Source organism: Gillisia sp. Hel_I_29 (genome assembly GCF_000744275.1).
Taxonomy (GTDB): Bacteria; Bacteroidota; Bacteroidia; order Flavobacteriales; family Flavobacteriaceae; genus Gillisia.
In genome coordinates this window covers 1,019,666-1,042,170 of sequence record NZ_JQLP01000005.1, presented here as the reverse complement: position 1 = coordinate 1,042,170, position 22,505 = coordinate 1,019,666, and the positions used below count along the sequence as shown (strand labels likewise).

The 22,505-nt window shown below is 31.1% G+C and carries 23 protein-coding genes; all 23 read right to left on the bottom strand.

The window, feature by feature from the left end; all coding sequences use genetic code 11:
- Positions 1–9 precede the first annotated feature (9 nt).
- The gene (locus P163_RS09805) at positions 10–1,410 is read right to left on the bottom strand and encodes a UDP-glycosyltransferase (RefSeq protein ID WP_034890250.1); all 1,401 of its coding nucleotides are present in this window, start codon (positions 1,408–1,410) and stop codon (positions 10–12) included.
- A 102-nt stretch (positions 1,411–1,512) separates the two neighbouring features.
- Positions 1,513–2,640, bottom strand: coding sequence for a UDP-N-acetylglucosamine 2-epimerase (neuC, locus tag P163_RS09800; protein ID WP_034894234.1), 1,128 nt, complete (start codon positions 2,638–2,640; stop codon positions 1,513–1,515).
- A gap of 13 nt (positions 2,641–2,653) precedes the next feature.
- Positions 2,654–3,697 carry an N-acetylneuraminate synthase family protein gene (locus P163_RS09795; RefSeq protein ID WP_034894232.1) on the bottom strand — a complete coding sequence of 348 codons (1,044 nt, stop codon included), beginning with the start codon at positions 3,695–3,697 and terminating at the stop codon, positions 2,654–2,656.
- A 10-nt stretch (positions 3,698–3,707) separates the two neighbouring features.
- A complete protein-coding gene (locus P163_RS09790) occupies positions 3,708–4,358 on the bottom strand; it encodes an acylneuraminate cytidylyltransferase family protein (RefSeq protein ID WP_316930088.1) in 651 nt (216 codons plus the stop codon).
- Between the two features lie 38 nt (positions 4,359–4,396).
- Positions 4,397–5,479 carry a glycosyltransferase family 2 protein gene (locus tag P163_RS09785; RefSeq protein ID WP_034890245.1) on the bottom strand — a complete coding sequence of 361 codons (1,083 nt, stop codon included), beginning with the start codon at positions 5,477–5,479 and terminating at the stop codon, positions 4,397–4,399.
- 1 nt (position 5,480) lies between these two features.
- Complete coding sequence (locus P163_RS09780; protein ID WP_034890242.1) at positions 5,481–6,626, bottom strand: glycosyltransferase; 1,146 nt, start codon at positions 6,624–6,626, stop codon at positions 5,481–5,483.
- Complete coding sequence (locus P163_RS09775; RefSeq protein ID WP_034890239.1) at positions 6,623–7,888, bottom strand: glycosyltransferase family 1 protein; 1,266 nt, start codon at positions 7,886–7,888, stop codon at positions 6,623–6,625. Before P163_RS09775 ends, P163_RS09780 begins: the two co-directional genes overlap by 4 nt.
- Positions 7,889–8,001: 113 nt before the next feature.
- A complete protein-coding gene (gene wecB, locus P163_RS09770) occupies positions 8,002–9,099 on the bottom strand; it encodes a non-hydrolyzing UDP-N-acetylglucosamine 2-epimerase (protein WP_034890236.1) in 1,098 nt (365 codons plus the stop codon).
- A 5-nt stretch (positions 9,100–9,104) separates the two neighbouring features.
- A complete protein-coding gene (locus P163_RS17865) occupies positions 9,105–10,058 on the bottom strand; it encodes a glycosyltransferase family 2 protein (RefSeq protein ID WP_051931205.1) in 954 nt (317 codons plus the stop codon).
- Positions 10,059–10,061: 3 nt separating this feature from the next.
- Positions 10,062–11,042, bottom strand: a complete 981-nt coding sequence (locus P163_RS09760; RefSeq protein ID WP_034890234.1) for a glycosyltransferase family A protein — start codon at positions 11,040–11,042, stop codon at positions 10,062–10,064.
- The gene (locus P163_RS09755) at positions 11,043–11,720 is read right to left on the bottom strand and encodes an FkbM family methyltransferase (protein ID WP_051931204.1); all 678 of its coding nucleotides are present in this window, start codon (positions 11,718–11,720) and stop codon (positions 11,043–11,045) included.
- A 46-nt stretch (positions 11,721–11,766) separates the two neighbouring features.
- On the bottom strand, positions 11,767–12,723 hold the full coding sequence (locus tag P163_RS09750; protein ID WP_034890231.1) for a glycosyltransferase family 2 protein: 957 nt from the start codon (positions 12,721–12,723) through the stop codon (positions 11,767–11,769).
- Between the two features lie 16 nt (positions 12,724–12,739).
- Positions 12,740–13,690, bottom strand: coding sequence for a glycosyltransferase family 2 protein (locus tag P163_RS17860; RefSeq protein ID WP_051931203.1), 951 nt, complete (start codon positions 13,688–13,690; stop codon positions 12,740–12,742).
- A 12-nt stretch (positions 13,691–13,702) separates the two neighbouring features.
- On the bottom strand, positions 13,703–14,656 hold the full coding sequence (locus tag P163_RS17855) for a glycosyltransferase family 2 protein (protein ID WP_051931202.1): 954 nt from the start codon (positions 14,654–14,656) through the stop codon (positions 13,703–13,705).
- Between the two features lie 7 nt (positions 14,657–14,663).
- Positions 14,664–15,503, bottom strand: a complete 840-nt coding sequence (locus P163_RS09735; protein ID WP_034890227.1) for a glycosyltransferase family 2 protein — start codon at positions 15,501–15,503, stop codon at positions 14,664–14,666.
- A gap of 378 nt (positions 15,504–15,881) precedes the next feature.
- Complete coding sequence (locus P163_RS09730; protein WP_410503403.1) at positions 15,882–16,313, bottom strand: glycosyltransferase; 432 nt, start codon at positions 16,311–16,313, stop codon at positions 15,882–15,884.
- Positions 16,310–16,438, bottom strand: a complete 129-nt coding sequence (locus P163_RS18725) for a glycosyltransferase (RefSeq protein ID WP_156100681.1) — start codon at positions 16,436–16,438, stop codon at positions 16,310–16,312. Before P163_RS18725 ends, P163_RS09730 begins: the two co-directional genes overlap by 4 nt.
- A 4-nt stretch (positions 16,439–16,442) precedes the next feature.
- Positions 16,443–17,567 carry a glycosyltransferase gene (locus P163_RS09725; RefSeq protein WP_034890221.1) on the bottom strand — a complete coding sequence of 375 codons (1,125 nt, stop codon included), beginning with the start codon at positions 17,565–17,567 and terminating at the stop codon, positions 16,443–16,445.
- Complete coding sequence (locus P163_RS17850; RefSeq protein WP_051931201.1) at positions 17,564–18,505, bottom strand: glycosyltransferase family 2 protein; 942 nt, start codon at positions 18,503–18,505, stop codon at positions 17,564–17,566. The genes P163_RS09725 and P163_RS17850 overlap by 4 nt, the downstream gene beginning before the upstream one ends.
- A 19-nt stretch (positions 18,506–18,524) precedes the next feature.
- Positions 18,525–19,361, bottom strand: coding sequence for a glycosyltransferase family 2 protein (locus tag P163_RS09715; protein ID WP_081891320.1), 837 nt, complete (start codon positions 19,359–19,361; stop codon positions 18,525–18,527).
- Positions 19,333–20,265: a GDP-L-fucose synthase family protein gene (locus tag P163_RS09710; RefSeq protein ID WP_034890215.1), complete on the bottom strand. Its 933-nt coding sequence runs from the start codon at positions 20,263–20,265 to the stop codon at positions 19,333–19,335. Before P163_RS09710 ends, P163_RS09715 begins: the two co-directional genes overlap by 29 nt.
- A gap of 14 nt (positions 20,266–20,279) precedes the next feature.
- Positions 20,280–21,413, bottom strand: coding sequence for a GDP-mannose 4,6-dehydratase (gene gmd / locus P163_RS09705; RefSeq protein WP_197055434.1), 1,134 nt, complete (start codon positions 21,411–21,413; stop codon positions 20,280–20,282).
- Between the two features lie 18 nt (positions 21,414–21,431).
- Positions 21,432–22,505 carry a glycosyltransferase family 4 protein gene (locus P163_RS09700; RefSeq protein ID WP_034894210.1) on the bottom strand — a complete coding sequence of 358 codons (1,074 nt, stop codon included), beginning with the start codon at positions 22,503–22,505 and terminating at the stop codon, positions 21,432–21,434.

Genomic DNA, 22,505 nt, shown 5'->3' with positions numbered 1-22,505 from the left:
ATTAAATAATTAATTATTTGTTTTGATCTTCTCTAAACATTTCCAGATACGTTCTGAAGCCTTATCTGCTGGAGATTCATTGATCAAGTTAAACCAAGTCTTGGCATTTCTAATGACGTCTTCATCATCGTTATTTAGTAAGCTTGCAATTTTATTTGCTATCTCATTCTTACTATTTATCCATATTACAGATTTGGAAGATGGCATCGATCTAAAATGAACATATTTATAAATATTTTCTGTGCTCCAATCTTCAACTTTTTTATTTTCTACATCATAATTGATATAAAAGCAAGGTTTCTTATGAGTTACGGCATCAAACACCATAGTAGAACCTAAATTAATCAAAACACTGCTATAATGTACAGTATTCACCTGTAAGGCCAAATCTTCTTTGGTTGGCAAAATGGTATTCCAACTATCGCCTTGTTTCTCCCACAAAGGACTTATCTCTTTTATTATTTCAGGATATGTATCTATAACAGCCTGATATCTTCCCGAAAAATCTACAGGGCATCTTCTAAATATGATACCTAGATGAAGTCCTTCAGCATTTAAAGTTTGCACCGCTTTTGCCAGATCTTCCAAGTACTGAGGATCATCGGGTGAAGTTGTAATATCATCTCCGCTAAAACATATATATTTTTTTTTAAGATCTAAATTATGCTGTTCAAAAAAAACTTCTTTAGATATAAGTAAGCTGGCATTGTAATGAGCTTCAAACTGTGGTGTGCCTGTAATATGTATATTATTGGTATTTATATAAGGATAATATTTAACCAATTCGTCCACCATATATTTACTCCAAACAAAATAGTGATCTGCTTCTACCACTAATGTGGCTTTAGACAGGTTATCCCAGGAAAAGATGAAGGAAGCGGTTGGAATATTTAAATCTTGCGCTGCAGTAAGTGGTGCTATTGCCGTTACTGGTCTCTGACTGGTACAAAATACAATATCCGGCTTTTCTCTTTTTAAGACCACTTTGCAATGATCGTAAAATTTGGAACTTCGTTCAGACTTTTTTAACCTATTTCTCAATTGCTTTAATCCATTCTCATTCTTTGATCGGCTCTCTAAAATTGAGACAATTGTATTTTTGAGTCTTGCTTTAATTCCTCTAGAGGAAGGCGAGAATTTATAAGAACTATATACCGAATCATTCCATTTATTTTCGAAATGACTTAGTTCTGAATTTATCTTAGCTCTTTTTATAAGATCTGTAAATGGTCTTGGTTTAACTTGAAGTTTGATTTCCTTTAATCCAAGAGAACTCAAATCGAACGGAGTTTGATTCCAAAAGATCACCTCCCACCCTAATTGCTCTCCAATCTCTACAAAATTAGAAAAGGAAAAGTTTCTTAAACCTACACCATCAGGAAGTAAAATTAAAATTTTTTTAGAGCTCAAATTTTATAATGATAAATAGGTATTAGCCAAAGATAAAAATAATAGTGAGTAAGGGGAAGATTCTAAAAAGTATTAAAAACAATTCAGAAGTTATTTAGCAAACTATAGATCTTTAAATTGTTTCTGATGATTTATTTCCCATAAAGTAGAATTCTTAAGAGATGTCAAAAACTCAACTGCACTATTCCCCTTTCCATAGGAAGTTTGTTGATAGCTGATTTGGTGATCTTCTACCATATATAATGCTTTGCTTATGCTTTTAGTATCATAATCTACATGGATAATATCTGCAAATTGAGATCTATTTTGCTGTCTTGTTCCAATGTTTATTATTGGTATTTTGTAATAAGGAGCTTCACGAATCCCGGCACTGCTATTACCAATTATAAATTGAGTTTCCTTTAGTAGACTCAGAAAATATTCAAATCTTAAAGATGGAATAACCCTGAATCTTTTATTATCTAAAATACGTTTGTATTCTTTCAAAATAGTTTTACTTCCTAGGTCATTATTAGGATAGATCACTACATAATTATGATCATCATTCAATAAAGCATCTACAAAGTTTTTCACATAGGTCTCTATATGTAAAACTTCTGTGGTAACAGGATGAAACATTGCTACTGCATAATTCTCAAATGGAATTTGATAATATTCTTTAACTACATCCAAAGAAGGAAGATAAGGAGATAACATTAGATCGATATCCGGTGATCCAATTTCAAAGATCGAATTCTCCAATTCTCCCATTTGAATTAACCTCTTACATGCTTCATTATTAGAAACAAAATGAATGTGACTCAACTTACTTACGCTATGTCGTATCAATTCATCTACTGTTCCAGAGATCTCACCACCCTCTATATGCGCCACTAAAATATTATTTAGTGATCCTACAATAGCTCCTGCTAAAGTTTCAACTCGATCTCCATGTACTACGATCATGTCTGGATCGATCTCCTTAATATATCTAGACAAACCTTCAATAGTCTTTGCCAAAGTGAGATCCATGGTAGTTTCATGAGTAAAATTTTCGAAGGTATGAACGTTGGAAAAATTACAGCGTTCAATTTCAAGTAAAGTATACCCATATTCATGCTGAAGATGCATTCCGGTTACAAAAACAAAGACTTCAAAGTCTACATCCGAATCTAAGATCTGAATAAGCGATTTTATCTTTCCAAAATCTGCTCTGGTGCCTGTTAAGAAAAGAATTCTTTTTTTAGTCATTGCTTTATTAGTCTTACTTAACAATATCAGACCATTTTAATTGATTGTCATTCTCTATATCTGAAATGGCCATCTTACCCAAGACATGATCATAATTCTCTGCTAAGATTTCTCCAGTGCCAGGACGCTTTACCCAAATATTTTCCTTTGAGAACACCTCTCCCTTTTTAATGTTTTTTATAGTACACACCGTTGCAAATGCAAAATCTATAGTCACCTTTTCTTCTAATGCCGCTTCCTTTTTACCTCCTCTCATTTGCGCAATTTCAGCACTAGAAATTATAAGTTCTCCACAAGCTTTTTCATCCATACTGCAAATAATATCAGGCCCAGTACGTTTTATATGATCTGTAAAGTGTCTTTCTAAAATAGAAGCACCTAAAGCCACAGCACCTAAGCAGGCATTATTATTTAAAGTGTGATCTGACAATCCGAAAACTTTTTCTGGAAAAGAATTATGAAGTTCCTGCATAGCTCCTAATCTTACCAAATGTATTGGGGTTGGGTATAAGTTAGTTGTATGTAGTAGAGCAACCGGAACTTTGTACTTATCAAATATAGCAACCGCTTTTTTAACGCTTTCAATACTGTTCATACCTGTGCTTAGAATTACAGGTTTTCCAAAACCGGCAATATGTTCTAACAAGGGATAATTATTACATTCTCCACTACCTATTTTGTAAGCCGGAATATCAAAATTTTCTAACCTGTTTGCTGCTGCTCTAGAAAAAGGGGTAGAAATAAAGATCATACCCTTGCTTTCAACATACTCTTTTAAGCTTCTTTCATCTGATTCATCTAAAGCACAACGTTTCATTATTTCATAAATAGAAATATCTGCATTTCCGGGGATCACCTTTTTAGCCTCAGAACTCATTTCGTCTTCTACAATATGAGTTTGATGTTTAACCATCTCTGCTCCAGCTCTATGCGCAGCATCAACCATTTCTTTAGCCGTTTTTAACGAACCTTCATGGTTAATACCAATTTCAGCAATTACTAAAGGCGGATAATCTTCTCCAATCTTTCTTCCAGATATTTCAATATATGGTTTCATGTGTATCATCTTATTTTCTATTCTCCTTTTTCATTAAAAACTCCGCATATTCAAAATCTTCTAAGGTATCAATATCAACCTTCGCCCAGAGATGGTCTATCACATAAGCACAATTATTAGGAGCTAACAGTTCTCCATTTTTTATAATTTGAGCTTTGACAATATAAAGCAATCCGTTTTCAAAATATAAAGGCTCCAGATCCTGACTTCTTTCCCCCATATTATAATTGAAGGGTACGAACCTAGAATCTTTTATTTTTCCGAATTTTTGATGATTTCGAGTCACAGTCATTAAACTATTAAAATTACCTTTTAGATAGTGTGAATATGCGTTTTCTAATAAATGTTGAGGTCTTAAAGGATTGGTAGGTTGTAATAATATTACGTTATCATACTGCTCATCTAGCTCATCCATTATATGATGAAGAACTTCTAAGGTAGATGTTAGATCTTGAGCTAATTCTAAAGGTCTATCAATAACTTCTGCTCCATTGGTTTTTGCTATCTTTTTTATCTCATCATGATCTGTAGAAATAACAATCTTATCTATAATACCTAAATTCTCTTTGGCAAAATTAATACTATGCACAATTAAGGGTAACCCATCTAATAACTTGATGTTTTTACCCGGTAATCTTTTAGATCCTCCTCGAGCGGGAATGATGGCTATGTTCTTTTGCTTTTTCAGAGCTAATCTTTTTATCTATTTGTTATTTTCAAAGCAAATTCTATACTTTGCAATTTATCATCTATTTTAAAGGTATAGGGTAAATCTCTATAATATGAGATGAGATGCAGCAAAATCAAGTCATTTACTTTTTTTAATGAGTAACATTCAGGAACTTTTTTCCCCATACTTTTCTTAAGCATTTGTCTAAGATTATCCTTCTTTAAACTTTCAATTCTCACTTTTAAAATTCCGTTTCCTAGATTTGGAAGAATCCCAAATAGTAAATTATCTATTTTCCTTTTTTCAGTATTCAAAATTAGGTTTACAGATTCCTTTTCTAAGCTTTGCAGTTCTTCGTTTAGCAAAGTTTCGCCCCATCCTTTCGCATTTACTTCTGTAGACGTTTTAAGCAGACCATTCTGTAAATACTGGTGGTTTAATTGTACTATTCCAGAGATCTGAAAATCTTTAGTTATTTTTTTAGACTCTGAACTTCTATAACTAGGATGCCACTGATGGAACATCAATGTTTCTGAATTATAGAAATCTGTTTTATAGCCCTTATCAATTAATCTTTTATGAACGTCTGTATCTTCTGCTCCCCAGAAATGGTAAAACTCATCGAAGCCGCGTATCTGTTTTAAAGCAGTAACAGGAAATAAACTAAGCCCTGTAGCTTCATGAGTACTTTTTCTATAATTGGTTATATCAGCAAAATTCAGATCTTTTAGATCTTCCTTCGGACCTAAAAATCCAACTTCAAAATAAGTAATGTTCTCTGGATCTTTTAAAGAATAGGCTATTTCAATAAAATCACTTCTGAAGATCATATCAACATCTGCAACAAAACATTGTTCAGTTTTCAGGTCTTTGATCACTGAGTTTAATGCTTTAGATTTATTCCAAGGTTGATATTGGGCAAATCGATATATGTAAGAAATAAATTTATACTTTGAACATAACTCCTTAGCATTCTTAGCCAAATCTGGTTCAGAACCATAATCTACCAAGATAACATCAAAATCTTTTACAGATTGCCTAGCCAAAGAATTGAACGAATTCTCTAATCTATTTAAGTCTCGATTTCTATATGAATAAATTATCGTCAGCAAATTATAAGGCTTGTTGTAGATATTGATATTTCTGATTTACCTGATTCGCAATAAAACGTCGTTCTAATTTAGGCTTTATATTTTCTAAGTTATAGTCTACACCAGATTTTAATAGATTTGGATCTTTCAAAGCTTGAGCAATTAAGCTTTTTATTTCAGAGGAATCTTCCGCATCGTTTATTAAAAATCCATTCACGCCATGAGTGATCATTTCTGAGGTGGCTCCCCCAGGATTAGACTGAATAGGAAACACACCCATAATGATAGCTTCCAATAAGGTATTCGGCATTCCGTCTGATACACTGTTACCTACATAGATCAAAGATCCTCCCATCAACTTCAAAATTTCGGAATGTGCTCTTTGCTTGTAAATAATTAAATTATCCCAATCATCTAGATTGTTTTCTTTACAGAAAACTTCCACTTTTTCATTTGCTCCAAATACAACAATATTATAACCTGATAATTCAGATTTCATCGTTGTAATTGCCTCTAATACTTTAATACACCTACCAAATTCATGCTCATAACCTTTTATTAAAATCGTTTTTCTTTCAGAAGCTACCTTTAGGAATTTTTCATATTTGTCAAGATCATATCCCCCACCTGTTGGAAAAACTCCTAAAAACTCTCTGTTAAACCCAAGCTCCATAGCAATTTCATGATCTCTTTCGCAATCTGAAAAGAGATAATTTATTCTTTTTAAAACTTCCTTGATTTGTGCTTTTTGCTTAGGAAATTCTTTAAAATAGAAGAGATCGTTTCCCCAAATATTATAAACCCATTTGGTTTTTGGATATTTTCGCATTACTTCAAGAATTGGTACACAGGAAGAAAACATTTCAAAACTTTGTACCAGATCTGGCTGTATTTCAATCATTTTTTTCTCGAAAATATCTGCTAGCTTATTTTGATTGAACTTATTAATAAAATCATAGAGTTTTGGTAATTCTTTCTTTATCGTATATCTGCCCGGATAATCTGTTTTATTTCTCCAACCAATTATATGGTGTACAAAGCTTATTTTCTCTACTTCAATATTGGCATCATACACATCGAGCCAATAAATGGTATGCCCTTGACATTCCAATTGTTTGGTCCAATTAAAAAAATGATTAGAAAACATAGAAACCATTAATATCTTCATGCTTCTATTTTTAGGAAAATTCTATTTACTGTCAATCTCAAATGGTCCACTGATAAGTAATTTTCTAAATCTGGTCTATTTAAACTGAGATTGCCAGATTTTAATTTCCAGTTTTTATAAAGTTCCCCGAGCAAGTCAGCAATAATTTCTTCTGAATCTATTTCTGACCAAAATTTGTAACCTTCTCCTAATAATCGTCTTGATTCACTCACAGGGGGACCAAGCAGCAAAATAGGTTTATTTGCTAAAACACAATGAGGAAATTTCCCAGGTAAGAAGGGACTTGATTCCGCCTTCGCTTCTAATATTACATTCACAGCACTATTCTTTTGTATGTACTGAGTTTCTTCAAAAGGCACGTAGTTGCCACTTACAAAGATGTTCTCGTACTCTTCATGGTAATGCAATAACTGCTTTGTATAATGATTCTTACCGCCTAAAAATATCAAACAACTTTGATCTTTAGCCTCTGGAATGTTATTGATAAATTTTAAATAACCATTGATCAATCCTTTAGGATCTCTGCCCCATAACAGGTTACCAGAATGAACAATATTAAAATTAGAAGCATCAAAATAATTTGAAGTAATTTCTAATTGAAATTGTTCCTCCAAGATCTGATGTGGGATAACTATACCTTTTTTTGCAAATCCCTCAAAATAGTTCCCCATCCATTCCATTAATAATTTACTGGGAAAAGCATGAAATGCAGCTTTCACAGAAACTTCCTCCATAAATTCAGCCTTGATCTTATATCCCGGCTCTTTCCATGGGTAAGGCTCAGGATATAGGTGCATTGGATAAGGATCATGAATATATGCCATCCATTTATTATGAAGATGTGGTAATTTAAGTAATGCATGATGCGGTCTAAACCTACCGCCTTGGCTAAGGGTGAGAACAAGATCAAATTCTGAATGATCTAAGTCTTTAAGAGCAGAAACTATGCTATTTCTATCATTAAAAAGGGTAAAAGAAAATCCAAAAATATTTTCTAATGGCTTACTCAATTTAATTTTTAAAATGTAGCGTATTTGCCTTTCTAAGCGACTTAAATAGAAGTATAAACTTCTCCTATTTTCTTTTACGGCTACACATTCAACATCCGATACTTGTATATCTTTCCTAGTATAATGAAGTACTTTTAATTGATATCCTACAGATTGTAGATTAGTTATAAGAGCCAAATTAGCCTTAGCACCGCTGCTGTCTTCAACATCAATAGATTCAACAACAACTAAGATCTTTTGTTTAGCAGACAATTAAATAATCTTTTTAATTTCTATAAAAAATGAGGAGCCGCAAGCAGTGCGAGTTACAAATATAAAATATTAAGTCTAAAGAAACTCTTTTCTAGGTATGCCGTTTTAGAATGTTACTTTATCTTTAGAAATTCGATAATTTTCTGAGAAGCAGATCCATCTCCATAAGGGTTCACTTTGTCTAAATTATTAGTAGGGTTAGTTAGAACTTCTTTAGCTTTTTGAACTATTACAGAAGAATTAGTTCCAACCAAATAGCAAAATCCGCCTTTAATTCCTTCCATTCGTTCTGTGTGATTACGTGTTACCAATACCTGCTTATTAAAACTAGGTGCTTCTTCCTGAATACCCCCGGAATCTGAAATTATAAGATCACATTTCTGCATTAAAAAGATCATAGTAGGATAAGTAACAGGAGGAATTAGACAAATATTTTTTACTTTTCCTAAAATTTCCTTTACAGGACCAGATACATTAGGATTAAGATGAAGAAGATAAATAATTTGAACATTCTCTAAATGAGATATATCTATTAATGCTTCACAAATATTTTTTAAACCAGACCCAAAATTCTCTCTTCTATGTCCAGTAACAAGGATCAATTTCTTTTCCTCATTTATTAGACCTTTAATCTTTATTATTTCCTCAGATTCTTGATCATCGATCTTTTTAATTGCCCATTTAAGTGAATCTACTACCGTATTTCCGGTAACTAAAATACTCTTTGCATCTACCATTTCATTCTCCAAATTTGTTTTAGAGTCTGAAGTGGGCGCAAAATGAAAATCGGCTAATCTACTTATAAGTTGTCTATTTGCTTCTTCCGGAAACGGAGACCTTTTATCATAGGTTCTTAAACCTGCCTCAATATGACCTATCCTTATATTTTTATGAAAACTACCCAAAGCTACCATAGCTGCAGTTGTCGTATCCCCCTGAACTAAAGCTACGTCTGGTTTATAATCATCTAAAACAGGGTCTATAGAATTTAATATGGAAGCACTCAAAGAGTTTAGACTTTGGCCTGTCTTCATCAAACTAAGATCATAATCCGGAATGATTTCGAAAAAATCCAATACCTGATCCAACATTTCTCGATGCTGAGCTGTTACACACACTTTATAAGAAATATGCTGACGATCGAGTTCTTTAATGATCGGAGCCATTTTAATAGCCTCGGGCCGTGTACCAAAACAAAGAAGAATTTTCAAATATTTTATTTTAAAAAACGTTCACCTTTACCAAATATCTGAAAGCTAAAATACGCAACAAATAACTTAAGCCATGTCTCTGCAGTGGTTTTATTAAGATCTGAAAGTTTTTTTACTTCCTTAAAATATTTAGATAATGAAGCTTTACTTTTTATAACCGCAGGAAGCCTTTTTTTTAGCTCCTGTAAGTAATGTTGCTTTAAGTTTTTACCTAATAAATTACACTCATTCAAAACCTCCACCTGATTTATGAGGCTATTATAGTGAGAAACTTGCATCTTGATGTTTGCTTCTCTATAAATTTTTTCTGAAATACTATCTTGATGAATTCTATAGTAGGTAGCATAAAAATCTAAAATTTTAAACTTAGGAAATTCTCTGGCAAATAATCTGATATAAAAATCTCGATCTTGTCCTGCTAATAGGTCTTCATCAAATAATTGTTTATCTTCTAAAAAAGACCTTCTAAACATTGCATCTGGCAAATACCAACTTATTTTTCTTACTACATAATCGTGTAAAAAAGTTGAACTATATTTCAACCTTTCATCGGGAACATTTACTTCAGTAAAATCTGTTCTTATAGTTTTTGTAAAAACTACATTCAAATCTTGATGATCTATAAATTCTTCAACCTTTCTTTCTATAAACTCAGGATGCATAAGATCATCACTATCAAACCAATTGATCAAATCACCATTTGATTTTTGAAATCCGTAATTTCTAGCGGAATTACCTCCACCTAATTTAGTATTTGGTCTACTTACGCTTACAATTCTAATATCCTTTTGAGCAGCTGTATTCGCAATTGATATAGAGGAATCAGAAGAACCATCATCCACCAATATTAACTCCCACTTTTTATAAGTTTGATTTATAACAGATTCTATAGTTTCCTGAAGAAAACTTTCTCTGTTATAGACTGGAATGATAATGCTTACTAAAAAAGAATCATTCATTTTTTAAAGTTGTTTTATACTTCTAAGTACTTTGAAAAATATTCTTTTCATTTTATAGGAGTTATTTGAAGGTCTAGGTCTACTTAAAGCTTTAAAACTCTCTTGAAAAATTTTTGATTTAGGCTTGTCACAAGATTTACAAACTACTTCATCTAACTCATTTCCTAGATGGTAAGCAAATGTTTTGGGAGTAGAAAGTCTATACCAACCCAATCTATCTGCAGGAAAATCTAAATAGTTTTCTTCATAACCCTTCATAAATTTTTCCTGAGGAAATTCTTTATTCCACATTAAAACTTCTCGTCTATAAGTAGCAACAAAATGGTTTGCACCAACTATAGCCCTTGTAGGTTTATCTAAATAGTATTGTTTCTGCTTCCATGAATATTCAGCATTATTTCTATCCAGCAAGGCTGCATTTCCTAATCCTTTCAGAAAAAGTTCACAATCGTAATCGCTTACCACCTTTCCATATTTTATTTTTCCCTTTAAGAAAAGATCATAAAATAAGGAGCGGTTATAATAAAGCGATAAATTTTGAGAGGGAACCGGAGAAACCACTCCTGCTTTGGGATAAGAATTGAAGATTTCAAAACATGCATTTTCCCACCCTTCCATAAATAAAACATCGCTATCTGCAATAGTAATATAATCTTCAAAACATGCTCTAGCTTCACTTATAATTGCATGAACCTTTCCCTTGTTCTCTTTATATATTACATATTTATTTATAAGTCCATCTTTATAATAACCAGATAATACTTCTTCAACTTCTGTATTAGATGCATTGTTAATAATAGTTATAGCTGTAGTCTCATGATTTATAGAATTGAATAAGGATTGAAGACAGACTTTTAGAACTTCTATAGCTTCTTTGTAATATAAATTTGAACTCTCTGGAATATGCACAGGAACGATCACCCTATGAAAGTAATGAACATTCTTTTCTGTTTTAAATTTCTCTGGATTAACTCCGGTGCGCATTTAAACTCTTTTATCTTGAAAAAATAAATTTCCTAAATTTCCATTAATCACTGATTTCCCTATTAAAGAATAACCAACATTTCCCATATAATTATTGATTTCAGAATCAAGGTCAAATTTTAGGGGTTGAGTAGTTTCTACCATAACAATTTTAGGTCTAAACTTAATCCAATCGTTAGATTTTAGAACATCTAAATCATTCCCCTCAACATCAATATCAAAAAAATCAATTCTATTTGAGGATTTTATGTAATCTGCTAAAATCTCTGCCAAATTAAGAACGGGAATTTTGATACTATTTCTAATTTCATTCTCTAAACCTTCTGATTTAATGAAGTCTAAGTTAAACGTATTCATCGAACTATAGGATTCATTCAAAAAGTGAAAAGTAAGATCAATATTAGATGTTCCTACACCATAATTAAGAAATATATCATTTTTTCTATATTTGCGATAGAGACTTTCTAATTCTGGATTTGCATCAATACAAATCCCTTTCCATTTTCTTAGATGAAAAAAATAGGAGTTTGATGCTTTAATTGGATGCCAACAACCCACGTCAACATATAAACCAGGCTTATGGGAATTTATAAGTTTAAAAAGTTGAATATCATCTCCAGATTTTGAAAAACTAATATTATAACGTTTATAGATTATTTCTTTTAAATTCTGAATCATATTTTCATCATTCTTTATAGTTTAACTAATTTTTATTCTATAAGAATTAGAGTTTAATTGATCGTTTTACTTTTTTATATAAAGGGTAGACCAACATATATAAATCGTTTCTAAGAAGGTAATAATAACTAATTCCAAGGAAGACACCATACTCAGCAAATAAATTCTTATAAGATAGAAATATCAATTTATCAGTTCTCCAGAACGCCAATAATAATCTCCTAAGTCTCCATTTAAAAAATTTCCTGCTTTTCAAAGATCTCAAGCTTAAATTTGAGCTCATTATATCATAACTTTTAAGAATTGATTTGAGACTGTCTTTATTATATGAAGAACTTAATCTATTTTCATTATGTGTACGATAAAGAACATAGCAATCCTTAGTGTTTATTAATCCATCAGAATTCAATAAAATCCTCAACATAAACTCTGCATCATCGTTAATAGTCAAATCAACATTCCATAGCCCTGCATTTTTAACCACATTGCGAGGAATTAGAAAAGTGTGATAAGGAATGAAAGTTTCATTTTCAGCTAATTTATCTAGATATTCATCAGCCAAAATTTTTTTCTGATTATTAAAGATATTCTTTGGCTCGAAATCCTTACTTTCCCAATATACATCCCAATCGCAAGTTGTAAAAACATTTTTAGATTTTTGATCTTCAAGGTTGTTTACTTGTAATTCAAGTTTATCTCGAGAAAGCAGGTCATCATCATCTAAATATTGTATATACTTACCATTACTTAGATCAAAGCCCATATTTCTTGACCCACAAGCTCCTATAGCATATTCTGAAGATCTTTTAAAGTATTTAAATCTGGAATCTTTTTCTATAAAGCTATTAACAATATCTTCAGTGTCATCTGCACTGCCATCATCGATAATAATGCACTCCAGGTTGTGCAAGGATTGTTTTGCCACAGATCTCAAAGAATCAATTAAAAGGCTGCTCCTGTTGTAGGTTGGAATAATAACGGAAACAATCACATTTTCATTCATTACATTGAGTGCTTTCCTAGATCCAAGAACCTAATTTTATAATTATTTTTCTGTAAAATTTAGTAATACTCATTGCCACCTTTATATAAAACTTATACCTTGATGATAGATTTTGATCTTGCTCGCAATACGAATAAAGTTCTTTTAATAATTCTGGATGATAAGCTTTCAACAAAAAAGATTCTGTTAAAAATCTTACACTATCCGGAGTATGCAATTTATTATTAGTTAGAAATTCAAATATTTTTATTCTTATAATAGCAGATGTTTTTCTTCTTTCATAATTTTTATCTCCTCCCAAAGTTAGAGATTTATTATGCTTTCTATAGGTAAACAAAAATTCATCTACCACTTTATAATTATTTGGATATAGGTAGCCTAAACGGGTAAATAATTCCCATTCTTCGGCATAAGCTAATTCTTCATCGAACCTGAATTGTTCTATAACCGTCATCTTCCAGATCGGACCTAAATTATTCATTCTAAACCTTCCTGTTAAAATTGCATCTCCAAGGTGTCGATGGTGTAAACTGAATTCAGGTTTTAATCTGTGAAGATCTCCATTTTCATCTTCAATTAACTTCTCAAATTTGCAGACAGTAAAATTTAATAACGGATTTTCTATAAAAGGAGTGATCTGTAATTCCAATTTTTGAGGATGCATGATATCGTCATCGTCAAAAAACTGAATATATTTAGCTTCTCTACTTTCGGCTATGTCTAAACCGTAATTTCTAGTGCCGGAAAGTCCGTTTTTATAGGCCTCGGTCTTTAAGAAGTAACTGAATCTGGAATCTTCCGCAATTAATCTACTTACTACTTTTGGAGTGCCATCGGTGGAATGATCATCTACAATAATGCAGTCCCAATTCTTATAGGTTTGAGATTTAATAGAATTAAGGGTCTCCTCAATTAAATGAGCACGATTAAAAGTTGCAAGTAGTATAGTTACCTTATAATTATCCAATATCTAAACCTCTTAATTAGCATTATAAATTAGAATTCTAAGAATCATTTTCCTCATTAAATAATGAATTTTTAATGCCATTTGTAGCCTTTTGCTCAACTTAGAAAACATTTTATCTTCCTTTGATATCTGTTTTATCAATTCTAAATTATTAGAGCTGTAATGATATAGGAGAAATACTCTTCCAAAGTAAGTTAAACTATTTGGTGTATGGCATTTCTGATCTACTAAAAAGTAAAAAACTTTATTAACTGCGGTGTTTAGATTGGAAGCACGAAGACCCGTTCTATCCAAGTCTTCTGTCATAGAATTCAAATGTTTTCTTCTAAAAAAAAGAACTTGATCTAAAACCTCATACTTTGGAGTTTTTTTTAGGAACAATTTAGAAAAGAATTCCCAGTCTTCTGCATATCGTAAATTTTCATCAAACCTTTGATCTTTTAAATACTGTGCTCTAAATAAAAATACCTGAGCAACTAATCTTAATTTTCCAATTAAAAATGCTTCGCCAAAGGAATATAATTTAGACTGAAAAATTTGTTGATAATCTTCCCAATTTATTTCAGCTTCATTTTCAAAATTTCTTCTTCCACAAATAGAAAACATGCTTTCAGGATGTTCAAGTAATCCTTTTAATTGAAGTTCCAACTTTTTAGGATGCATTAAATCATCATCATCAAAAAACTGAATAAATTCTGACTTTTGAGACTCTGCAAGATCTAACCCATAATTTCTAGTTCCGGAAAGTCCTACTTTATAATTTTCAGATTTCAAGTAGTAGCTAAAACGTTTATCCTTATTAATAAAATCCTGTACTATTTTTTCAATACCGTCGGTAGAATGATCATCAATAATCAAACATTCCCAATAACTATAGGTTTGAGCAAGTATAGATTGCAGCGTGTTGGGCAGCAAACTTGCTCTATTATAAGTTGCAATTAGAATGGTGATCTTTGGATTTTTCATATAAGTCCTATGTTTTAAATTTCGATTTTAAAAATCGAAATGGCTTTAAAATATTTTTACCTAATAAAAAATCGATCCTCTCAGTATTCTTAATTTTCTCTTTTTCCTCCCATTTTCTTTTAGCCAACTGATCTTTCACAAAAACTTCAAAATTATTTATATATAAATTGGAATGTTTTAGATATATATATTCTAAAAGATCATATTTATAATTATGCGATTTTGTAGATCTCGATATTTTCTTCTTTCTATAATTAAATAATATTTCAGGTATTACATAAGTATGACCACCTTTTTCATGCAACCTTATGAAAAATTCCCAATCTTCATAACCATGAATCATTTTTTCATCATACCCACCTACTTCTAAAAATTTATCTTTTGTAAATAAGGAATTTGCTAAAGAGGAATTATTTTTAAGAAAATTAACGACTGTTCCTCCAACAGGTTCAAATATCTGATAATCTAGATCATCCCAAAACCACCGCGCTTTGCATGTAACATTAACAACGTCGTTTTCTTTATTAAAAATTTTTATTGCTTTTTCACAAAAACTTGGCATAAAAAAATCATCACTATCTAATATAATAATATATTTTCCCTGCGCAGCATTAACCCCTATATTCCGGGCTACACTAACACCCTGATTAAATTGATAAATTATCTTTGTGACTTTAGCCTCTAAACTTTTTAAGATAGACTTAGTTCTTTCCTTTGAGCCATCATCGACAATTATAATTTCCTTATTTTGATAAGTCTGATTAATTGCTGAATTCACAGATTCCTCTATGAATTTATAATCGTTATAACATGTTATAATTATAGAAACTAGAGAATTTTCATACATTTAATAAGTCATTAATTTATTTGACAAAGATATAACCTCTACCAAAAAAAAGATTAGAAAAGCAAAAGAATAAGTAAAAAGTGTATATTTTAATTTTATTTGGTAAGGGAATTATAGCAAGAACTCTTAATTGATATTTAGCAATTTTAAATTTTGGTCTTAGTAAAAATAAAAGCGAACGATGCGTTTTAATGATCGATTTACAATATTTATAGTTCTGATTCCTTTTAAATCTTTTAAAAGTTCGAGCTCGCTATAAAATAAATTTTGATTTCTATTTGTAGAATTTATTAAAAATTCCGTTTGTATAGAGTCATTATGAATTCTTCTATAACAAAGATCTTCTTTAAGGTATTTCCCTTTAGTAGTATAAAAAAGTTAGCGAGAAAAAAAGTTGTACTCCTGCCCCGATCTCAAATATTCATTAAATCTATTTTTTATACTTTCTTTTCTAAGCAAAGCATTGGTTGTTATCCAGCCAATTTTTCCGTTTATAAAATTTTCTGAAGTTATGGGTAGATCATAATCGAGAAAATAAGGTCTGGATTTATTCCCGGCTTCATCAAAATTGAGACTATTTGCAATTACAAAGTCGAGTTCTGCAGTTAAAGCATCAACTTTTAGGTGAAGATTATCGGGCAGCATAAGATCTTCACTATCAAACCAATTCACAAATTCTCCATTACACTTATCAAAACCATAGTTCCTACAAGAATTTGCACCTTTAGGAAAATTTGAAGGCCTGGTGTAATAATAAAACCTCATATCTTTAGACACATAGGCATCTAAGATAGCTTTGATGTGATCTATAGAGCCTCATCCACAACTATTATCTCCGTGTTTTTATAAGTTTCTGATAATGCTGAATTTACGACCTTCTCTATATATGTTGCATCATAATAACACGGAATTATTAAGGAGACTAATTTATCCATCGGGTTATTTTTGAAAAAATAGATCCTTTAATTTTTCTATTTTAGGATAATTAGAGCTTTGGGAAATATACGTTTGTCTTATGGAATTTGAAAGAGTTTGATATTCTATTTTTTTTAAGTCTATTAATTGACTCGCTATTTCACACATTTCTTCGAATTCATTAACAATCAGAAAGTCATGATATTTAAGTCTTGTTTTCATAGCTCCAACACTGTAAGATAAAACAGGAATCCCAGCTGACATTGCCTCCAGACCAGTTAACGGGCCTGTTTCAAACTCAGAAGTTATCAGGAAAAAAGATATATTTTGGTAAAACAAATGGGTTTGAGCAGGAGGAATGTTACTCTTAACTAAAGTTATAAATTCATTTAAATGAAGAGATTTGATCATTTCCTTCAACTTTTCAAAATATGTTTCATCTCCCTCTCCTTGTATTATTAATGTAGCATTTTTATTATTTACATTTAGCTTTTCTATTAATCTAATAGCTTGTTCAATCCTTTTCTCTTTTGAAAATCTGCACAGTAAACCAAAAGTATATTTTCGTGTGGTTACATTTTGTAAAAGGTTTTTTTCATTAGCTATAATTAAATCCTGAACAACTACATTATTGCTTTGAAAGCTTGTAGTCAAAAACTCCTTGTGACAATGATTAGTTACAATTATATTTTTTAGGGATCTGAAATACTGTTTTCTCCACTCGGTAGATTTTTCTTGATAAAGGATAGTGAATTTGAGTATACAATTTTTTCGATTAAAATTATTAAGTAAAGGGATGTAGTATAAATCTGAAGTCGTGGCCAAAATGTATGCATAATCAAACCCTCTTAACCTCTTTAAAAACCAATAAGTATTTTCAAGAAACGAAGTTTTTAGATTAAAAGTGATCCTGAAAATTCTATTTATCTTTCTCACATTTTCATTTTTGAAGAAAGCAGGATATGTACTAAATGTAATTTTTGGACTTGAAAAGAGATCTAAATAATTTTCATGGTTAGGTTTATGAGGACAGAATATTTCAATTCTTTTAAACTTCCCAGAATTAGCAAGTGCTTGAGCTGTTGTTAGCGTTTCAATTTCTGTTCCTCCTACATAAGAGAGATAAGGGGTGATTATTAATAATTTCATTTCAAAAATCTGTAACCTTTTCCAACTAAAGTATAACCAATCAAGGCAAGAAAACTATTTGTAATCCCTTTATACTCTTTTAAAATTAATTGAACAAAAATTAAATTAAGAAAAAGATAATATTTCGTATTTGAATTGGCTACAAATGCTTCTCGTAAAAAACTTTTGTTTCTTCCTAAAATAAATTTATAATATGAATTTCCATTGAATATTTTATTTTTTAGGTTAATCATAACATGCTTTTTACGTGCTCTTACTTCCGATTTTATTTCTTCAAAATTCATTTTATGAATTTCATGAGATAAAGATTCGTTGTGAACTCTATAAAGAATCAAAGCCTCGTCCAAGAACACCATTTTAGGTTTAGAATATAACATTCTTAAATTAAAATCCCAATCATCTAAATTTGATAATCTTTCATCAAACAATTCAGATTGTTTTTCAATAAATGTCTTAGACCATAGCGGTGTAAAGGTATAGAATGTTATTTTTCCTATTAAATAATCTTCAATTAGATTCGCAGACCGAAATTGATGTTTTTGGGGTATAATCTTTTTATGCTCATCAATATAATGTAGAGTAGAAATAACAATATCATTAGTGCCAATATTTAATATTTTTTTTTCTAAAGCTTTGGGAAATAAAATGTCATCGCTATCTATCCAGTTTATAAATATTCCGTTACTTAATTCATACCCATGATTTCTGCAGGAATTGGGTCCTTTCTTCTTATTGATTGGTCTTGAGAAGTATTTTATTCTATTATCCCTACTACAATAAAACTCCATTAATTTCTCGGTATAATCACTTGAGATATCGTCTATAACGATACATTCCCAATTATTATAGGTTTGAGCAATTATTGAATCTAAGGTCTCACCAATTAAATGAGCTCGATTATATGTAGGTATAATTAAAGAAATTAAAGGGTCTCCCATAAATCAATGTTTAAAACAATTATTTAAAAAATATCCTGAAAATAACAGAATGTAATCTCTTTGAAATTCTGTTATTATCCGTTTTAATAAATTTTTTTATTCTTGGAGAATTTAAAGTGGCTTCCTGTTCTTTTAAATTCAAATAGTCTCTATAGATAGGAAAAGGGATTTCTTCTTTCAAAACTTTCATTCTTTCTTCATCTCTTGCTTTATAATCACTACTTAATCCGCTCATATCAAAAAATGAAATTTCAGTATTTAAATATTTGACCTTGGCATTATTCATTCCCAAAGCAATTAGAAAGAACTTCCAATCAGAAACTATTCCTATAGTTTCATCATAGAGACCATATTTATCGAACAAATTAATATTAATAAAAGTAGCTTGATGATTTAAATTACCTTCAGCAAAAGTTTTAAAGGTTATTTCATTTCCGTTTATCCCTTTGTCAAAATGTTGTTTGCCGTCAGAAAAAACTTTTACCATATTTCCGTAAAGCACATCATAACCGGATAATTTATCTGCAACTTTATCTAAAACTATATTGTCAAATAACCAATCACCACTATTCAAAAACAATAAATACTCTCCCTTAGCTACTTTAATTCCTTTATTCATAGCGTTATAGATTCCAGAATCAGGTTCACTAATCCAATAATTAATACTGGATCCTTGACTTGAAATTAATTCGGCACTGCCATCATTAGAACCTCCATCTATCACAATATATTCAAATTCCTTCCAGGTTTGATTAAAAACACTTTTAAAAGTTCTCTTTAATCCTTCCAGATCATTGAAGTTAACTGTAATAATAGAGATTAAAGGTCTACTCATGAGCACTGGTGAATTTTTCATGATAAACTTGTTCTATTCCTTGCCTAAGTTGAATTTTATGTTCCCATCCTAAGCTATGTATCAAACTCACATCTAGTAGTTTTCTTGGTGTTCCATCTGGTTTTTCTTTCTTCCAAACCAATTTACCTTGATAACCTAGAATCTCCTTTATAAGTAACGCAAGATCATGAATAGAAATATCTTTTCCAGTACCAATATTCACACTTATGTTACCTTTATAAATATCCATCAAGTAGATACAAGCTTCTGCTAGATCATCTACATGCAAAAATTCTCTCATAGGAGTTCCAGTTCCCCATATTTCTACACTCTTTAAATTTTGAATTTTAGCTTCATGGAATTTTCGGAGTAATGCAGGAAGAACATGAGAGTTCTTAAGATCATAATTATCATTAGGACCATAGAGATTTGTAGGCATCACAGAAATAAAATCGCATCCATATTCTTTATTATAGTTCTCACACAATTTAACTCCAGCAATTTTAGCTATAGCATAAGGTTCATTAGTGGGTTCTAATTTTCCGCTTAACAAGGCTTCTTCTTTGATTGGCTGATCTGCATATTTTGGGTAAATACAGGATGACGCTAAAAAAAGAAGTTTTAGAACATTATTAAGATAACTCTGATGAATCACATTGCTCTCAATCATCAAGTTTTGATATAAAAATTGAGCTCTCTGTGTATTATTGGCTTCTATACCTCCAACTTTTGCAGCTGCTAGAAAAACATATTCCGGAGATTCTTCCTTAAAAAACTTTGCTACAGCAGCCTGATTGGTAAGATCTAACTCGCGAGATGTCCTAAAAATTAAGCTGGTAAACCCCTTCTCCATTAAATGTCTCAATAAAGCAGAACCTACCATTCCGGAATGACCAGCTATGTATATTTTTGAATTTTTCTTCATCATTATGCTGTTACTTACTCATGGTAATTCATTACATCATGACCACCTTCTTTAAGATATTTCTCTTTTTGAAAATTCTTAAGATCTCCAATCATCATTTCTTTTACCAGTTCTTCTAAACTATACTTAGGTTTCCAATTTAATTTTCGCTTACATTTAGAAGCATCTCCAACTAAAATGTCTACTTCTGCAGGTCTATAATATTTAGGATCAATTTTTATGACTGTTTTTCCAATCTCAATCTTAAAATCTGGATGCTCGCTTTGTTCTACAATCCCTTTTTCATCTATTCCTTTTCCTTTAAATAAAATACGAACTCCAACCTGAGCAAAAGACATTTTAACAAAATCTCTTACGGAAGTGGTGACTCCCGTTGCTATCACAAAATCTTCAGGTTGGTCTTGCTGTAGCATTAACCACATAGCTTCTACATAGTCTTTTGCATGGCCCCAATCTCTTTTCGCGTCTAAATTACCCAGAAATAAAGTGTCTTGCATACTTAGAGCTATTCTCGCCGTAGCTCTGGTGATCTTTCTAGTAACAAATGTTTCTCCTCTTACCGGAGATTCATGATTAAATAAAATACCATTGCAAGCAAACATTCCATAGGCTTCTCTATAATTAACAGTGATCCAGTAGGCATAAAGTTTTGCAACTCCATAGGGACTTCTCGGGTAAAACGGAGTGTTTTCATCTTGTGGAATTTGTTGCACTTTCCCATACAACTCTGATGTTGAAGCTTGATATATTTTTGTTTTTTTTCCTAAACCTAAAAGCCTTACAGCTTCTAATATTCTCAACGTGCCTAGTCCATCTATATCACCAGTATATTCCGGAGTATCAAAACTTACCTTTACATGAGACATTGCTCCCAGATTATATATTTCATCTGGTTGAACTTCCTGGATGATTCTAGTTAAATTCATAGCATCACTAAGATCACCATAATGCAGTTTAAATTTCACATTCTTATCATGCAGATCCTGATATAAATGGTCTATCCTATCTGTATTAAATGAAGAACTTCTTCTTTTAATACCGTGAACCATATATCCTTTAGCAAGTAAAAATTCGGCTAAATAAGATCCATCTTGTCCGGTTACACCTGTGATAAGAGCTATTTTAATATTAGATACTGAGTTAATCATTCTATAATTTTCAAATTACTAAAGCTTTGAATAAAGCAAATTAGTTTCTTCTCGGCATTTGTCCCAAGAAAAATCTTTCAACCTTTGTTTACCTGCTTCAACTAAATCTTTCTTAAACAACTCGTCTGAAAGCACCTTATTAATTGATTGTCTCATTTCTCTAATGTTTTTCGGCTCAAAATATAAAGCAGCATTTCCGGCTATTTCCTTTAGCGATCCTCCCAGACTACTAACTACAGGACAATCACATGCAAATGCTTCTAATAGAGGAAAACCAAAACCTTCGTATAAAGAAGGAAAGACAAAGCATTCCGCATTTTTATACAGGTGAACTAATTCTCCATCACTTTGGCAAAAATAGCTAATCACCATAGCTTTTATTTCCAATTCTTCTAACCATCGATTTTCAATAGTGGTAAAATCCGGACCTGTACATACTAAATGTAAATCTTTATTATTTTTTAAAATTGGTGCAACAGCAATTAAAAAAGTTAAGAAATTTTTATAGATACTCCTGTTACCTGTAAAAAGCAGATATCGACTGTCTAGAATATTAAGATTTGGATTGATAGCAATAACCGAATCGAAATTTGTTGCATGGTAAATAACCTCTATTTTTTCTTCCGGTATTCCAAAAATATCCATTAAATCATTTTTGGTTGAATTTGATATTGCAATAATTTTGGTCGCCGCATTGCATAACTTTCGTTTATTAAATGAATCCTGACTGTTCCCAAAATACTCCGCGTATTTTTCATGGATCATATCATGAACGGTTAGAACAAATGGCTTGGTGAGCTGTTCTAAAAAATAATTGTCGTAATAGGTGGGATGAAAAATATCAAATTGAAGCTCCCTTATTTGAGAATTATAAAAATCATATTTATTAGGTAATATTTGCTTTTCTTTAATCAAAGTTCTATTTAATTTTGACTGAAGCCTTTGATAAAGATCCTTCTTCCTTGGAATATTATTAACGAATAATTCCATCTTTGCAATTGAATTATTATCTCTTTGTAATTCATTAAAATAACGGCTTATTCCTCCAAATTTCTGATTTTCGAATACCTGATTATCAATGAGAATTTTCAC

Excerpts from the sequence above, each read along its gene's own strand:
- P163_RS17850 (WP_051931201.1), bottom strand. The coding sequence starts at position 18,505 with ATGGGAGACCCTTTAATTTCTTTAATTATACCTACATATAATCGAGCT.
- P163_RS09710 (WP_034890215.1), bottom strand. The coding sequence starts at position 20,265 with ATGAAGAAAAATTCAAAAATATACATAGCTGGTCATTCCGGAATGGTA.
- P163_RS09750 (WP_034890231.1), bottom strand. The coding sequence starts at position 12,723 with ATGAATGAAAATGTGATTGTTTCCGTTATTATTCCAACCTACAACAGG.
- neuC (WP_034894234.1), bottom strand. The coding sequence starts at position 2,640 with ATGACTAAAAAAAGAATTCTTTTCTTAACAGGCACCAGAGCAGATTTT.
- P163_RS17865 (WP_051931205.1), bottom strand. The coding sequence starts at position 10,058 with ATGAATGATTCTTTTTTAGTAAGCATTATCATTCCAGTCTATAACAGA.
- P163_RS09735 (WP_034890227.1), bottom strand. The coding sequence starts at position 15,503 with ATGTATGAAAATTCTCTAGTTTCTATAATTATAACATGTTATAACGAT.
- P163_RS09795 (WP_034894232.1), bottom strand. The coding sequence starts at position 3,697 with ATGAAACCATATATTGAAATATCTGGAAGAAAGATTGGAGAAGATTAT.
- gmd (WP_197055434.1), bottom strand. The coding sequence starts at position 21,413 with ATGATTAACTCAGTATCTAATATTAAAATAGCTCTTATCACAGGTGTA.
- P163_RS09755 (WP_051931204.1), bottom strand. The coding sequence starts at position 11,720 with ATGATTCAGAATTTAAAAGAAATAATCTATAAACGTTATAATATTAGT.
- P163_RS09760 (WP_034890234.1), bottom strand. The coding sequence starts at position 11,042 with ATGCGCACCGGAGTTAATCCAGAGAAATTTAAAACAGAAAAGAATGTT.
- P163_RS17855 (WP_051931202.1), bottom strand. The coding sequence starts at position 14,656 with ATGAAAAATCCAAAGATCACCATTCTAATTGCAACTTATAATAGAGCA.
- P163_RS09780 (WP_034890242.1), bottom strand. The coding sequence starts at position 6,626 with ATGAAGATATTAATGGTTTCTATGTTTTCTAATCATTTTTTTAATTGG.
- P163_RS09715 (WP_081891320.1), bottom strand. The coding sequence starts at position 19,361 with ATGAAAAATTCACCAGTGCTCATGAGTAGACCTTTAATCTCTATTATT.
- P163_RS18725 (WP_156100681.1), bottom strand. The coding sequence starts at position 16,438 with ATGGATAAATTAGTCTCCTTAATAATTCCGTGTTATTATGATGCAACA.
- P163_RS09725 (WP_034890221.1), bottom strand. The coding sequence starts at position 17,567 with ATGAAATTATTAATAATCACCCCTTATCTCTCTTATGTAGGAGGAACA.